Origin of the sequence: Serratia sp. S4 (genome assembly GCF_000347995.1) — a bacterium.
GTDB lineage: Bacteria > Pseudomonadota > Gammaproteobacteria > Enterobacterales > Enterobacteriaceae > Serratia > Serratia quinivorans.
In genome coordinates, this window is record NZ_KB661120.1 from 196,532 (window position 1) to 210,618 (window position 14,087).

At 57.1% G+C, this 14,087-nt stretch carries 13 protein-coding genes; 8 read left to right on the forward strand and 5 right to left on the reverse strand.

Translation table 11 applies throughout. The annotated features are described in order from the left end of the window. Positions 1-8 precede the first annotated feature (8 nt). Complete coding sequence (uvrD, locus tag SERS4_RS0101545) at positions 9-2,171, forward strand: DNA helicase II (protein ID WP_026142152.1); 2,163 nt, start codon at positions 9-11, stop codon at positions 2,169-2,171. Between the two features lie 42 nt (positions 2,172-2,213). On the opposite strand, the gene SERS4_RS0101550 is transcribed toward uvrD, so the two are convergent. After that, positions 2,214-2,693 carry a WbuC family cupin fold metalloprotein gene (locus tag SERS4_RS0101550; protein WP_012004658.1) on the reverse strand — a complete coding sequence of 160 codons (480 nt, stop codon included), beginning with the start codon at positions 2,691-2,693 and terminating at the stop codon, positions 2,214-2,216. A 445-nt stretch (positions 2,694-3,138) separates the two neighbouring features. Here SERS4_RS0101550 and corA point away from each other — a divergent pair, with 445 nt between their 5' ends. Next, a complete protein-coding gene (gene corA, locus SERS4_RS0101555) occupies positions 3,139-4,089 on the forward strand; it encodes a magnesium/cobalt transporter CorA (RefSeq protein WP_012004659.1) in 951 nt (316 codons plus the stop codon). A gap of 111 nt (positions 4,090-4,200) precedes the next feature. Next, entirely contained in the window at positions 4,201-5,259 is a 1,059-nt protein-coding gene (locus tag SERS4_RS0101560; RefSeq protein ID WP_012004660.1) for an AbrB family transcriptional regulator, read from the forward strand. Between the two features lie 8 nt (positions 5,260-5,267). Here the strand turns inward: SERS4_RS0101560 and rarD are convergent, their stop codons facing one another. Both rarD and SERS4_RS0101570 read right to left on the reverse strand, forming a co-directional pair. Continuing rightward, on the reverse strand, positions 5,268-6,155 hold the full coding sequence (gene rarD, locus SERS4_RS0101565) for an EamA family transporter RarD (protein WP_012004661.1): 888 nt from the start codon (positions 6,153-6,155) through the stop codon (positions 5,268-5,270). A gap of 64 nt (positions 6,156-6,219) precedes the next feature. Then, positions 6,220-6,690, reverse strand: coding sequence for a thioesterase family protein (locus SERS4_RS0101570; RefSeq protein ID WP_012004662.1), 471 nt, complete (start codon positions 6,688-6,690; stop codon positions 6,220-6,222). Between the two features lie 200 nt (positions 6,691-6,890). Here SERS4_RS0101570 and pldA point away from each other — a divergent pair, with 200 nt between their 5' ends. The 3 genes from pldA to rhtC are packed head-to-tail and all read left to right on the forward strand — an operon-like array spanning position 6,891 to position 10,289. Further along, complete coding sequence (pldA, locus tag SERS4_RS0101575) at positions 6,891-7,769, forward strand: phospholipase A (protein WP_012004663.1); 879 nt, start codon at positions 6,891-6,893, stop codon at positions 7,767-7,769. 48 nt (positions 7,770-7,817) lie between these two features. Next, positions 7,818-9,650, forward strand: coding sequence for an ATP-dependent DNA helicase RecQ (gene recQ / locus SERS4_RS0101580; protein WP_017891275.1), 1,833 nt, complete (start codon positions 7,818-7,820; stop codon positions 9,648-9,650). A gap of 12 nt (positions 9,651-9,662) precedes the next feature. Then, complete coding sequence (gene rhtC / locus SERS4_RS0101585) at positions 9,663-10,289, forward strand: threonine export protein RhtC (RefSeq protein WP_017891276.1); 627 nt, start codon at positions 9,663-9,665, stop codon at positions 10,287-10,289. A 52-nt stretch (positions 10,290-10,341) separates the two neighbouring features. On the opposite strand, the gene rhtB is transcribed toward rhtC, so the two are convergent. Continuing rightward, entirely contained in the window at positions 10,342-10,962 is a 621-nt protein-coding gene (rhtB, locus tag SERS4_RS0101590; protein ID WP_017891277.1) for a homoserine/homoserine lactone efflux protein, read from the reverse strand. Between the two features lie 142 nt (positions 10,963-11,104). Here rhtB and pldB point away from each other — a divergent pair, with 142 nt between their 5' ends. Together pldB and yigL are read left to right on the forward strand one after the other, a co-directional pair. After that, positions 11,105-12,142, forward strand: a complete 1,038-nt coding sequence (gene pldB / locus SERS4_RS0101595) for a lysophospholipase L2 (protein ID WP_017891278.1) — start codon at positions 11,105-11,107, stop codon at positions 12,140-12,142. Positions 12,143-12,153: 11 nt separating this feature from the next. Then, entirely contained in the window at positions 12,154-12,954 is an 801-nt protein-coding gene (gene yigL, locus SERS4_RS0101600) for a sugar/pyridoxal phosphate phosphatase YigL (protein ID WP_012004668.1), read from the forward strand. Between the two features lie 35 nt (positions 12,955-12,989). Here yigL and glpQ read toward each other — a convergent pair whose 3' ends face one another. After that, positions 12,990-14,069, reverse strand: a complete 1,080-nt coding sequence (gene glpQ / locus SERS4_RS0101605) for a glycerophosphodiester phosphodiesterase (protein ID WP_017891279.1) — start codon at positions 14,067-14,069, stop codon at positions 12,990-12,992. Between the last annotated feature and the right edge of the window lie 18 nt (positions 14,070-14,087).

The following is a 14,087-nucleotide window of genomic DNA, read 5'->3' on the forward strand; positions in this document are numbered from 1 at the left end:
TGGTGCCTATGGACGTTTCCGATCTGCTCGACAGCCTGAATGAAAAACAACGCGAAGCGGTGGCGGCGCCACGTGGCAACCTGTTGGTACTGGCCGGCGCGGGCAGCGGTAAAACCCGGGTGCTGGTGCATCGCATCGCCTGGCTGCTGGCGGTAGAGAACTGCTCGCCGTATTCCATTATGGCGGTGACCTTCACCAACAAGGCGGCGGCGGAAATGCGCCACCGTATCGAACACCTGATTGGCACCAGCCAGGGCGGCATGTGGATTGGTACCTTCCACGGCCTGGCTCATCGGCTGCTGCGCGCTCATCATTTGGATGCAAACCTGCCGCAGGATTTCCAAATCCTCGACAGTGACGACCAGTTCCGCCTGCTCAAGCGTATCGTCAAAGCGTTGAATATCGACGAAAAGCAATGGCCGCCGCGTCAGGCAATGTGGTACATCAACGGCAAAAAAGATGAGGGCCTGCGCCCGCAGCACGTTGAAACCTACAACAACCCGGTGGAAGCGACCTGGCTGCGTATCTACCAGGCCTACCAGGAAGCCTGCGATCGCGCCGGGCTGGTGGACTTTGCCGAGCTGTTGCTGCGTGCCCATGAGCTGTGGCTGAACAAGCCGCATATCCTCAATCATTACCGCGAACGCTTCACCAACGTGCTGGTGGACGAGTTTCAGGATACCAACAGCATTCAGTACGCCTGGATCCGCCTGCTGGCCGGCAATAACAGCAACGTGATGATCGTCGGCGACGATGACCAGTCGATCTACGGTTGGCGCGGCGCTCAGGTGGAGAATATCCAACGTTTCCTTAAGGATTTCCCCGGTGCGCAAAGCGTACTTCTGGAACAGAACTACCGTTCGACCAGCAATATCCTGAAATCGGCCAACACCCTGATCGCCAACAACGGCGGACGCATGGGGAAAAATCTGTGGACCGAGGGCGGCGAAGGCGAGCCTATCTCAGTCTACTGTGCCTTCAACGAGCTGGATGAATCGCGCTTCGTAGTGGGCCGTATCAAATCCTGGCAGGAAAACGGCGGTGCGCTGAATGATTGCGCCATCCTTTATCGCAGCAATGCCCAGTCACGCGTGCTGGAAGAGGCGCTGCTGCAAACGGCGATGCCTTACCGTATCTACGGTGGGCAGCGCTTCTTCGAGCGTCAGGAGATCAAGGATGCCCTGGCCTACCTGCGGCTGATCGCCAACCGCAACGATGATGCTGCGTTCGAACGCGTGGTGAATACGCCGACGCGTGGCATTGGTGACCGGACGCTGGACGAAGTGCGTCGTACGGCCCGCGATCGTCAATTGACCCTGTGGCAGGCCACCCGTGCACTGTTGCAGGACAAGGTGCTGGCCGGGCGCGCGGCCTCTGCGCTGCAACGCTTTACCGAGCTGGTGGACTCACTGGCGCACGAAACCGCCGATATGCCACTGCACGTTCAGACCGATCGGGTGATCCGCGATTCGGGGCTGTTCATCATGTATGAGCAGGAGAAGGGCGAAAAAGGTCAGGCACGTATCGAAAACCTTGAGGAACTGGTGACGGCAACGCGCCAGTACAGCTATCAGGATGAAGATCAGGATCTGATGCCGCTGCAGGCGTTTCTGTCACATGCTGCGCTGGAAGCGGGCGAGGGGCAGGCCGATGCCTATCAGGACGCGGTGCAGTTGATGACCCTGCACTCGGCCAAGGGGCTGGAGTTCCCGCAGGTGTTTATCGTCGGCATGGAAGAGGGGATGTTCCCGAGCCAAATGTCGCTGGACGAAGGCGGCAGGCTGGAAGAAGAGCGCCGCCTGGCCTACGTTGGGTTGACGCGCGCCATGCAGAAACTGACGCTGACCTATGCCGAAACCCGTCGTCTGTACGGCAAAGAGGTTTATCACCGGCCTTCACGCTTCATCGGCGAACTGCCGGAGGAGTGTGTGGAAGAAGTGCGTTTGCGTGCCAGCGTCTCACGGCCGGCGAATCACCGCCGCATGGGCACGCCGATCAGCGAAAACGACACCGGTTACAAGCTGGGCCAGCGAGTGCGCCACCCCAAGTTTGGCGAAGGGACTATCGTCAATCTGGAAGGCAGCGGCGAACACAGCCGGCTGCAGATTGCTTTCCCGGGTGAAGGCATCAAGTGGCTGGTGGCCGCTTACGCCCGCCTGGAGGCGGTGTAAACCCGGTGCCGGCAGGGGCGAGTTATCGCCCCTATGTTGATATCAAACAGTATGGGTATAGCGATCGCCGATCTGCGCGGTGGCATACCAACGCATCACCGCTTCGGTGCCTTCGGCCCCTTCCTGCGGTGCCCACGGCATGCAGTCTTCTTCCGACAGCGCCTGATAAGGCCCTTGCTTCACTTCGAATACCACGCCACCCGGATCAACCGACAGCACGGCATGCCAGGTAAACGCCGGCATCTCCAGCACTTTGGTTTCTTCGCCGAGCAGGGTGCGCTGGGTGACGACGCCGTCCTCGTTAAACTGCAGCACCACAAAGCGGCCGCGCAGCGGGGTCAGCAGCTCCCAGGTTTGCGGATGGCGGTGGGGGCGGATATAGGTGCCGGGTTCCATGGCAATTGCCAGTCGCTGCACCGGATCGCTCAACTCTTCGTGTAACGTACGGTGCGCGCGCAGGCGTGCCACTTTAGCGGCCTGTTCACTCATGGCGGTCAGGTCGTGGGCGGTAATTTGTTTCATCGGTAAAGTCCGCAAGCTTATCGTGGCCTAATCTTAGCAACATTCTTGCGAGTGGTCAGAGATCGTCGCAGCTTTTTCGTTACCCTTTATCGCCGATTTTGCTGATTTCCCCCATCGGTTATAGCGATGAATTGTTGCGCAATTATCGGACCTAACCGGTTGACAGACTTTTTCTTCTCGGCGTAACATGCGCGCACTATTATCAATGAGGACATACGCCTTGGACACACCCAGTAGATACTGGCTCACTGACCTGGACAACAACAGGTGCAACTTCTAAGGCTATCCCATTGAGCTGATAGCCTTCGTGGTTGTCGGCGACCTCTTCAGTGTCGCTATGAGTCAGATCCTTACATGGTCTGAAACAAGCTGGTGATACAACATCCCCCTGTTTCTGTGCTTCCACGCGTTGTTTACCCCTGTCACCCCAAGGGAGTTTTAGCAGATGCTAAGCGCGTTTAAATTAGATAACAGCCGCCTGTCCCGTCTGGAGTTGGATGACTCCGATGACCTCACTACGTCACTGTGGGTTGACCTGGTTGAGCCGGAAGAAGGCGAACGTGAGCGCGTGCAAAACGAGCTGGGCCAAAGCCTGGCGACACGCCCGGAGCTGGACGATATCGAAGCTTCCGCGCGTTTCTTCGAAGACGAAGACGGTCTGCATATTCACTCCTTTTTCTATTTTGAAGATGCGGAAGACCATGCCGGCAACTCCACCGTGGCTTTCACCATTCGCGATGGCCGCCTGTATACCCTGCGTGAGCGTGAACTGCCGGCGTTTCGCCTGTATCGCATGCGTGCCCGTAATCTGACGATGGTTGACGGCAACGCCTACGAGCTGTTGCTGGATCTGTTCGAAACCAAGATTGAGCAGTTGGCGGACGAGATCGAAAACGTCTACAGCGATCTGGAAAAGCTCAGCCGGGTAATCATGGAAGGCCATCAGGGCGATGAATACGACGAGGCGCTGTCGACGCTGGCCGAACTGGAAGATATCGGCTGGAAGGTCCGTCTGTGCCTGATGGATACCCAACGGGCGCTGAACTTCCTGGTGCGTAAGGCTCGTTTGCCGACGGGGCAGTTGGAGCAGGCGCGTGAAGTGCTGCGCGACATCGAATCCCTGTTGCCGCACAACGAATCGCTGTTCCAGAAGGTCAACTTCCTGATGCAGGCGGCGATGGGCTTTATCAACATCGAACAGAACCGCATCATCAAGATCTTCTCGGTGGTTTCGGTGGTGTTCCTGCCGCCAACGCTGGTGGCCTCAAGCTACGGGATGAACTTTGAGTTTATGCCGGAGCTGAAGTGGTCGTTCGGTTATCCCGGCGCCATCAGCCTGATGATCCTGGCGGGGCTGGCCCCTTATCTGTACTTCAAACGCAAGAACTGGCTGTAAGCTGACGGGCGAACCTGTTCGCCCGATATTTCTGCCGTTGGCCAACGCTTAGCCTGCTAAATAGGGTTAGAATGCTCCCTCAGCTTATCTGTCTGTAAGGCGCGCGTTTTGATGGAGAAGTTCCCCCGCTTGATTCAATGGTCAATCCTGCTGCTGGCTTCGCTGGTGTTGGGATTTGGCCTGCAAACCTTCCATATTCCCGCTGCGCTGTTGCTGGGGCCGATGATTGTCGGCGTTGCCATGGGGCTGCTGGGCGCCACGGTGCGCATTCCCGGCTACCTGTTTATCGCTGCGCAGGCGGTGCTGGGCTGCATGATTGCACAAAGCCTTTCTCCCGCTATTCTCACGCCGTTACTCGATGACTGGCCGCTGGTGCTGCTGGTGCTGATCGCCACGCTGCTGGCCAGTGGCATTTCCGGCTGGTGCCTGGTGCGCTTTAGTGGCCTGCCCGGGCCGACCGGTGCCTGGGGCTCGTCGCCCGGCGGAGCGTCGGCCATGGTAGCCATGGCCGGGGATTTCGGTGCAGACGTTCGATTGGTGGCATTTATGCAGTATCTGCGGGTACTGTTTGTCGCGACCGCAGCGGCGATGGTGGCCCGCATTGGGCTGGGTGATGAGGCAGGGCACGGCAGTGCGGCGCTGGAATGGTTCCCGTCGCTGGATTGGCGCTTTCCGGCGACGCTGGGCGTAGCCATGGTCGGTGCCTGGTTGGGGCCTCGGCTGCGTATCCCGTCCGGCGCGCTGTTGTTGCCGATGATCATCGGTGCGACGCTGCATTCCAGCGGCACGATGGCGCTGCAGATACCAGAGTGGCTACTGGCCTTGGCTTATACGTTGATTGGCTGGAGCGTCGGGCTGCGTTTTACCCGGCCGATATTTCTACTGGCATTGCGGACTCTGCCGCAGATGGTGGTGTCGATCGTCGCGCTGATGCTGTTTTGTGGCCTGCTGGCGTGGATGCTGACGCACTTTCTGCCAGTAGACCTGATGACCGCCTATCTGGCGACCAGCCCAGGCGGATTGGATACCGTGGCGATCATTGCCGCCGGCAGCCGGGTAGACATGTCTTTTGTGATGGCGATGCAGACACTGCGGCTGTTCACTATTCTGCTGACGGGGCCGGCGATGGCGCGGTTTATTTCCAACCACGCCACGCCGGCCTCAACCTAGCTCTGACCTCAGCGCAGTTTACGCTGGGTGTAGAGCGCGTCGAGGATAAACAGCAGCAGCGCCGCCCAGATAAAGCCGAAGGTGACCAGTTTGTCCTGCCCGACGGTTTCACCGTAGAAAGTCACGGCCAGCAGGAACATCAGCGTGGGGCCGAGGTATTGGAAGAAGCCGAGCGTCGACAGGCGCAGACGAGTAGCCGCAGCGGTAAAGAACAGCAGCGGTATGGTGGTGACGATACCAGCGGCCACCAGCAACAGGTTCAGCGACCAGGCATTGGCACCGAGGTGGCTGGTCGGGCTGTCGGCGAACAGGAACAGATAGGCGGCCGCTACCGGCAGCAGCCACAGGGTTTCGATCAGCATGCCGGTCTGCGCGTCGATGGCGATCTTCTTGCGCAGCAGGCCGTAGAAGGCAAAGCTGAATGCCAGCCCCAGACCGATAATCGGCAGTGAACCGAACTGCCATAGCTGGATCAGGACGCCGGCGAAAGCCAGTGCCACCGCCAGCCATTGCATCCGACGGAAGCGTTCGCCCAGGAACAACATCCCCAGCAGCACATTCACCAGCGGATTAATGAAATAGCCCAGGCTGGCTTCCAGCATATGGTGGTTATTCACCGCCCAGATAAACAGCAGCCAGTTGCCACCGATTAGCAACGCGGTCACCGCCAGCAGCAACAGCCGCTTACGGTCGTGGCAGGCGGCCCGCACCTGTGACCAGTTACGTCCGAGAGTGATCAGCGCCAGCATAAAGAAGAACGACCAAATCACCCGATGGGTGAGGATCTCATCGGCAGGCACCTGTTGGATCAACTTGAAATAGGCAGGGGCGATGCCCCAAATAAAATAGGCGGCCAGAGCAAAGAAGATGCCCTGCCGCGTTTGCTGTGCGTCCATGACGTTACTCAGATGGGTAAAACGGAGATGCGGTGAGTGTACTTAAGACGCTCACCGCACACAATCACCCGACCAGGTAGGTGGCAGTAGCGCTGGCAATATGCAGGCCATCGTGATTATGCAGTTCGACGCGGGCGACCGCGACTTTATTGCCGCTGCGCAATACGCTGGCGGCGGCGACGAAATGCTCGCCACGGCCAGGGCGCAGATAATCAACGCGCAAATCTATGGTTCCCATGCGGGAAAGACGAGTAGCGACTTCTTCTTCGATCAACGGATCCAGACGCATTAACACGCTGCCGGCGCACGCCAGCCCGGCGGCTACGTCCAGCACCGAGGCGATCACGCCGCCGTGCAGAATTTTCTGGGCGGCATTACCCACCAGCTTGGGTTGGTTGGTAAAACTCAGCTCCACATAGTCGTCGTCAAAGCGGCGCAGTTCCAGGCCCAGCTCGCGGTTAAACGGCATGTGATAAACAAAGATTTCGCCAATTTTCTGGCGGGCGGCTTCAAGTGTTAGTGGTGTGGTAGACATAAATACCCATTCTTTTCTGTGTAGTAGGGGAAGCTAACTGGTCAGTCCAGGTTAACTGTTTGTTGATATTATGCCTATATTTTGTTGCTTTCCAGACTAATCCAATAAATACACGCCGCACTGCTGTAAAACTCTCTTTGTGTGTAAGATAGCCTGTTTTTATTTCAGAATTTGTCAATTTTGTTGGAGTGAGGAACGTTATGCGCATTTTGTCAGGGTTCATTTTGGCCACGCTGGCGGCGGCTCCGCTGGCTCAGGCGGAAGAAGCCAAAGAGCAGCAAATTCATGATAAACCGGCGGTGCGCGGCAGCATTATTGCCAATATGCTGCAGGATCACGACAACCCATTCACGCTGTATCCGTATGACACCAACTATGTGCTGTATACAGATACCAGCAATATCAACAAAGAGGCCATCCAGTCCTATAACTGGGCCGATAATGCCCGCAAGGACGAGGTCAAATTCCAACTCAGCCTGGCGTTCCCACTGTGGCGTGGCATTGCCGGTGATAACTCGGTGCTGGGCGCGTCTTATACTCAGCGCTCCTGGTGGCAGCTTTCCAACCACAGTGAGTCATCCCCGTTCCGTGAGACCAACTACGAACCGCAGGTGTTCCTGGGGTGGGCGACCGATTATAGCTTCGCCGGCTGGACGCTGCGTGACGTTGAAGTGGGCTTGAATCACCAGTCCAACGGCCGTTCTGATCCCACTTCACGCAGCTGGAACCGGGGTTATGCGCGCTTTATGGCACAAAACGGCAACTGGCAGGTGGATCTCAAGCCCTGGTTCCGCTTTTCGGAAAGCGACAGCAGTGACGATAACCCGGACATCACCAAATACATGGGCTATTACCGTCTGAAAGTGGGTTATGCCTGGGGTGACAGCGTGTTCAGTGTCGACAGCCACTACAACTGGAACAGCGGTTATGGCGGCGCGGAATTAGGCTGGAGCTACCCGATCAGCAAGCACGTGCGTTTCTACACTCAGGTGTTCAGCGGTTACGGCGAATCTTTGATTGATTACAACTTCCGGCAGACACGGGTTGGCGTTGGTGTCATGCTTAACGATATTATGTAATCCGGCCGTCATAAAGGCGGCGTATCGCAGCAAAAAATGGGGAAGTGTGTGTCAACCGCAGCAGTGATAAACAAAGAGTTGCTGGCCGAGCAGGTATTACGCGATACCTTCGGCTACCAGCAATTCCGACCGGGTCAACAAACGATTATCAACACGGCGATCGGCGGGCAGGATTGCCTGGTGGTTATGCCGACCGGTGGCGGTAAATCGTTGTGTTACCAAATCCCGGCGCTGGTGATGGATGGCCTGACGTTAGTGGTTTCCCCGTTGATCTCGCTGATGAAAGATCAGGTCGATCAACTGCTGGCCTATGGCGTCGCCGCTGCCTGCTATAACTCAACGCAAACGCGTGAGCAGCAGCTCGAGGTAATGGCGGGTTGCCGCAGCGGCCAGATCAAAATGCTGTATATCGCCCCCGAGCGGCTGATGATGGACAGTTTCCTCGATCAGCTCGGCGGTAATCCGCCGGCCTTGTTGGCGGTGGATGAAGCGCACTGTATTTCGCAGTGGGGTCACGACTTCCGGCCTGAATACCGTGCATTGGGGCTGTTGAAGCAACGTTTCCCTGATATGCCGGTGATTGCGTTGACCGCGACAGCTGATGAATCGACCCGTGGCGATATCGTGCGCCTGCTGGCGCTGCAGGATCCGCTGGTGCAGGTCAGCAGCTTTGACAGGCCAAACATCCGCTATACGCTGGTGGAGAAATTCAAGCCGCTCGACCAATTGTGGCGTTTCGTGCAGGACCAACGTGGCAAAAGCGGCATCATTTACTGCAACAGCCGCGCCAAGGTCGAAGACACCACTGCCCGCCTGCAAAGCCGTGGGCTGAGCGTGGGAGCCTATCATGCCGGGTTGGACAACGACCGCCGCGCGCAGGTGCAGGAAGCGTTCCAGCGCGACGATTTACAGGTGGTGGTCGCCACCGTCGCCTTTGGCATGGGCATTAACAAACCCAACGTGCGCTTTGTGGTGCACTTTGATATTCCACGCAATATCGAATCTTATTATCAGGAAACCGGCCGCGCCGGGCGTGACGGCTTACCGGCCGAGGCGATCCTGCTGTATGACCCGGCCGATATGGCCTGGCTACGCCGCTGTCTGGAGGAAAAGCCTGCCGGGCAGCAACTGGATATCGAGCGCCATAAGTTGAACGCCATGGGGGCTTTTGCCGAAGCGCAAACCTGCCGCCGCTTGGTGCTGCTCAACTATTTTGGCGAAGGTAAACACCAGAACTGCGGCAACTGCGATATCTGCCTGGATCCTCCCAAGCGTTACGATGGGCTGGAAGATGCGCGCAAGGCGTTGTCCTGTGTGTATCGCGTCGGCCAGCGTTTCGGGCTGGGATACATTGTCGAGGTACTGCGCGGGTCCAATAACCAGCGTATCCGCGAATACGGACATGAGAAACTGCCGGTGTACGGCATTGGTCGCGAGCAGACCACCGAACACTGGACCAGCGTGCTGCGTCAGTTGATCCACCTGGGCTTTATCACCCAGAACATTGCCATGCACTCGGCGCTGCAACTGACCGAGGCCGCGCGCCCGGTGTTGCGGGGTGAGCTGGAGCTGCAACTGGCGGTACCGCGCATCCAGAGCCTGAAGGCCCGCAGCAGCAGTAATCAAAAGTCCTACGGCGGCAATTACGATCGCAAACTGTTTGCCAAATTGCGCAAGTTGCGAAAATCGATTGCCGACGAAGAAAATATCCCGCCTTATGTGGTGTTTAACGATGCCACCTTGTTGGAAATGGCGGAGCAGATGCCTATCAAGGCCGGCGACCTGTTAAGCGTTAACGGTGTCGGTCAGCGCAAGCTGGAGCGTTTTGGTGCGCCGTTTATGGCGATGATCCGCGATCACCTCGATAATGACGAAGATTAAGGGCAATAAATCATGCTGATGCTGTTTCTGACCGTGGCGCTGGTGCACCTGATTGCGCTGATGAGCCCGGGGCCGGACTTCTTTTTTGTTTCGCAAACTGCCGCCAGCCGCTCGCGCCGTGAGGCGATGATGGGCGTGCTGGGTATTTCACTGGGTATCGTGGTGTGGGCGGGCGTAGCCTTGATGGGCCTGCATCTGATCCTGCAAAAAATGGCCTGGCTGCACCAAATTATCATGGTTGGCGGTGGGATTTACCTGTGCTGGATGGGCTGGCAACTGTTGCGCTCCGCCCGTTCTCAAAATGCCCAGTCGGTGCCTGCGGCGGAGGTGAAAGTGGCCTTGCCGAAGCCTGGGCGCAGCTTTATCCGCGGTTTTCTGACCAACCTGTCCAACCCGAAGGCGGTTATCTATTTCGGCAGCGTGTTTTCACTGTTTGTGGGTGACGACGTCGGGGCCGGTGCACGCTGGGGCTTGTTCTTGCTGATCATCGCCGAGACTTTTGTCTGGTTCAGCCTGGTGGCGGTGGTGTTTGCATTGCCGACCATGCGCCGCGGTTATCAACGGCTGGCCAAGTGGATAGACGGACTGGCGGGCGTGCTGTTTACCGGTTTTGGTTTACACCTGATCTTTACCCGCTAAACACTGCCGCACAGATTTTGAGGGCCGAACTGCCATGTTCGGCCCTTTTGCATTATGCCTTTCTGGCCGTAGCCAGCAGCCCGGCCACCAGAATAAACAGTGAACCGAAAATACGGTTCAACAACTGCATCTGGCGTGGTGTTTTCAGCCAGCCGGCAATGCGGGTGGCCAGCGTGGCGTAGCCAATCATGACAAAAATATCCACGACCACGGTGGTGATACCGAGCACCAGGTACTGCTCGGCCTGCGGTTGGTTGGGCAAAATAAACTGTGGGAACAGTGCGGCCAGAAACACGATGCTTTTCGGGTTGGTCAGATTGACCAGCACCGCACGGCGGAACAGACGGCGACGCGGCATAGTGCCTGCCAGCGTATGCAAGTCCAGCGCACCTGCAGCGCGCCATTGTTGAATGCCAAGCCAGACCAGATAGGCGGCGCCGAACCACTTCAGCATTTCAAACGCCAACAGTGACTGCGACACCAGCGCACCCAAACCAATACCCACCAGCACGATATGCAGGCTCAGCCCGACCTGCAGGCCGGCAATAGACGCCGCAGCGCCACGATAACCATGGCTGATACCGGTACTCATGGTATTGATCGCCCCGGAGCCGGGTGACAGGCTGAGGATTAGGGTTGTCAGCAGGTAGGTTAACCACCAGTCCAAGGTCATTGAGGTACTCCCTGAAAGCGCCAATGGCCAATATGTGCCAAAATGGTTCGGTTTTTGTAAGAATTGAATCACAATACGCTAGTATTATTTCTTGTGCCAGAGGTCACATTTTTGCCGCTGGCGGCTCAGGGAAAAGCATTTGATGACGTCGTTTACTCTCAGCACTGATGACTGGTTAACGCGTGAAAAGCAGTTTGCTGCTTTCGCCACGGGACCGCTGCTGGACTTTTGGCGGCAGCGTGAGGAGGGTGAGTTCAGCGGTGTCGGCGGCGTACCCATCCGTTTTGTGCGTTTCAGTTCCTCTCGCCATCAGCGGGTGGTGGTGGTAAGCCCCGGTCGTATCGAAAGTTATATTAAATATCCCGAGGTTGCCTACGATCTGTTCCATTGCGGCTATGACGTGATGATTTTGGATCATCGCGGGCAGGGCCGTTCCGGCCGTTTGCTGACTGATATGCACCGTGGTCATGTGATAAACTTTGCCGATTACGTTGATGACTTCGCCCAGTTTTATCAGCAGGAAGTGGTGCCACTGGGTTACCGGCAGCACTTTGCCTTGGCTCACTCGATGGGCGGTGCGATCCTGGCGCAGTTTCTGGCCCGCCAGCCACAGGCATTTGACGCTGTTGCGTTTTGTGCACCGATGTTCGGTATTTATTTGCCGATGCCGGGCTGGATGGCCAACCGCATACTGAACTGGACGGAGAAACACCCGAAGGTGCGCGATTACTATGCGATAGGGACCGGCCAGTGGCGACCGCTACCCTATGTGGTCAACGTGTTGACCCACAGCCGTGAGCGCTATCGTCGCTGTTTACGTTATTACGCCGATTATCCCGAGTTGCAGGTGGGGGGGCCAACCTACCACTGGGTACGGGAAAGCCTGCAGGCGGGACGAGAAATCATCGCCCAGGCGGCTAAAATCACCACGCCGCTATTATTATTGCAGGCCGGTGAGGATCGGGTGGTCGACAACCGTTCTCATCAGGCTTTTTGTCAGGCATTGTCAGACGCGGGACATCCCTGTGAAGGGGGAAAACCGCAGGTTATCGAAGGCGCACGGCATGAGATCCTGTTTGAGCGGGACGCGATGCGCGCCGAAGCATTGAGCGCAATCCTGCGTTTCTTTGCTCATCACTTAGGTGGTACCCCAACCGCCGACCACACCATTAGAGGTTAGAAATTACCGCTATGTATCACGTCGTCGCTTCCGATTTAGATGGCACGCTGCTGTCACCCGACCACACTCTGTCCCCTTACGCCAAAGAGACACTGAAGCTGCTGACCCAGCGTGGTGTACATTTTGTCTTTGCTACCGGCCGTCATCATATCGACGTTGCGCAGATCCGCGATAACCTCGAGATCAGCGCCTTTATGATCACCTCCAACGGCGCTCGCGTGCACAACACCGACGGCGAGCTGATTTTCAGCCATAACCTGGCCGAAGACATTGCCCGCGATCTCTACGGCATGCTGCATAACGATCCGGACATCACCACTAACGTTTATCGTAATGACGACTGGTTCATTAACCGCGAAAGTCCGGAGCAGAAAGAGTTCTTTCAGGAGTCCGTCTTCCAGTATCAACTGTTCGAGCCGGGCCTGCTGGAAACCGATGGCGTCTGCAAGGTGTACTTCACCTGTGACGATCATGAAAAGCTGTTGCCGCTGGAAGATGCCATCAATGCGCGTTGGGGCGATCGGGTTAACGTCAGCTTCTCGTTCCCAACCTGCCTGGAAGTCATGGCCGGTGGCGTGTCAAAAGGCCATGCGCTGGAAGAGGTGGCCAAGATCATCGGCTATACGCTGAAAGAGTGCATTGCCTTCGGCGACGGTATGAATGACCTGGAAATGCTGTCGATGGCCGGCAAGGGCTGCATCATGCGCGACGCGCACCAGCGGCTGAAAGACAAGCTGCCGGAGCTGGAAGTGATCGGCTCCAACGTCGATGACGCGGTGCCGCACTACCTGCGCAAGATGTTCCTGGGTTGATATGAACGGGGCGCCTCGCGGCGCCCCAATCGGTATTACTTGTGCTGGCCCTGCTTTTGCAGGAATTGCACGCCCTTGTCAGGGAAGTCGGTGAACACGCCGTCAACGCCTGCCTGGTTGTAAATCACGTCATACAGTTGATTCACGTTGGTCACGTAGTCCGGCAGCGCATCCGCACGGATGGTGAAAGGGTGCACCGCCAGCTTGTTGGCATGGGCTTCTTTCACCATCTCGGTCAGCACTACCTTGCCCGGTTTGGATTTCTCCGCCACCACCAGCATGTGGTAGTCCGGCCCGATGCCGTCGGCATACTGGGCAATCTGCTTCATCGCGCCCGGCTTGAACATCCAGTCATAGTCATATTCCACCCACTTGCCGTCGGCCTTCTGCTCGTAGGTTTCCTGCCATTTGTTGTAGGCGATCAGTTGGATCAACTTCAGATCCATGCCCATCTTCGGTTCCAGCTCGGTTTTAATGCGTTTCAGCTCGTTGGCGTCGAAACATTGCAGATAAACGTTGTCACCCTTGCCGGTATAACCGTACTGCTTCAGCACCGCCAGCACTTTGCTGGAAATATCCTTGCCTTCCTGCTTGTGGAACCATGGCGCTTTGATTTCCGGGTAAATACCGATGTTCTTGCCGGTTGAATGGTTCAGGCCCTGCACAAACTCGATCTCTTCCTGGAAGGTATGGACGCGGAAATCGGATTTGCCCATCGGGAAACGGCCAGGGTAACCCTGCACTTTTTTACCGTTCTCAATCTCGAAGCCTTCGGTGAACTTCAACAATTTGATTTCCGGCAGGGTAAAGTCGATGGCGTAATAGCGGCCGTCTTTGCGCGCGCGGTCTGGGAAACGTTCGGCTACGTCGGTGACGCGATCGAGGTAGTGGTCATGCAACACCACCAGCTCGTTGTCCTTGGTCATCACCAGATCCTGCTCGAGGAAGTCTGCACCCTGCGCGTAGGCCATGGCCTTCGCCGGCAGCGTGTGTTCCGGCAGATAACCGCTGGCGCCACGGTGGGCGATCACCACCTTGTCGGCAGCCTGTGCGGCGCTGACCATTGAGGTGGCCAGGATAATCCCTGTCAGCAGGGCTTTGACTTGAGTCCGCATATTGTTGTTCTCCGTATT

Bases quoted from the DNA above. Each gene is read 5' to 3' on its own strand.
- uvrD (WP_026142152.1), top strand. From the start codon at position 9: ATGGACGTTTCCGATCTGCTCGACAGCCTGAATGAAAAACAACGCGAA.
- SERS4_RS0101550 (WP_012004658.1), bottom strand. From the start codon at position 2,693: ATGAAACAAATTACCGCCCACGACCTGACCGCCATGAGTGAACAGGCC.
- corA (WP_012004659.1), top strand. From the start codon at position 3,139: ATGCTAAGCGCGTTTAAATTAGATAACAGCCGCCTGTCCCGTCTGGAG.
- SERS4_RS0101560 (WP_012004660.1), top strand. From the start codon at position 4,201: ATGGAGAAGTTCCCCCGCTTGATTCAATGGTCAATCCTGCTGCTGGCT.
- rarD (WP_012004661.1), bottom strand. From the start codon at position 6,155: ATGGACGCACAGCAAACGCGGCAGGGCATCTTCTTTGCTCTGGCCGCC.
- SERS4_RS0101570 (WP_012004662.1), bottom strand. From the start codon at position 6,690: ATGTCTACCACACCACTAACACTTGAAGCCGCCCGCCAGAAAATTGGC.
- pldA (WP_012004663.1), top strand. From the start codon at position 6,891: ATGCGCATTTTGTCAGGGTTCATTTTGGCCACGCTGGCGGCGGCTCCG.
- rhtC (WP_017891276.1), top strand. From the start codon at position 9,663: ATGCTGATGCTGTTTCTGACCGTGGCGCTGGTGCACCTGATTGCGCTG.
- rhtB (WP_017891277.1), bottom strand. From the start codon at position 10,962: ATGACCTTGGACTGGTGGTTAACCTACCTGCTGACAACCCTAATCCTC.
- pldB (WP_017891278.1), top strand. From the start codon at position 11,105: ATGACGTCGTTTACTCTCAGCACTGATGACTGGTTAACGCGTGAAAAG.
- yigL (WP_012004668.1), top strand. From the start codon at position 12,154: ATGTATCACGTCGTCGCTTCCGATTTAGATGGCACGCTGCTGTCACCC.
- glpQ (WP_017891279.1), bottom strand. From the start codon at position 14,069: ATGCGGACTCAAGTCAAAGCCCTGCTGACAGGGATTATCCTGGCCACC.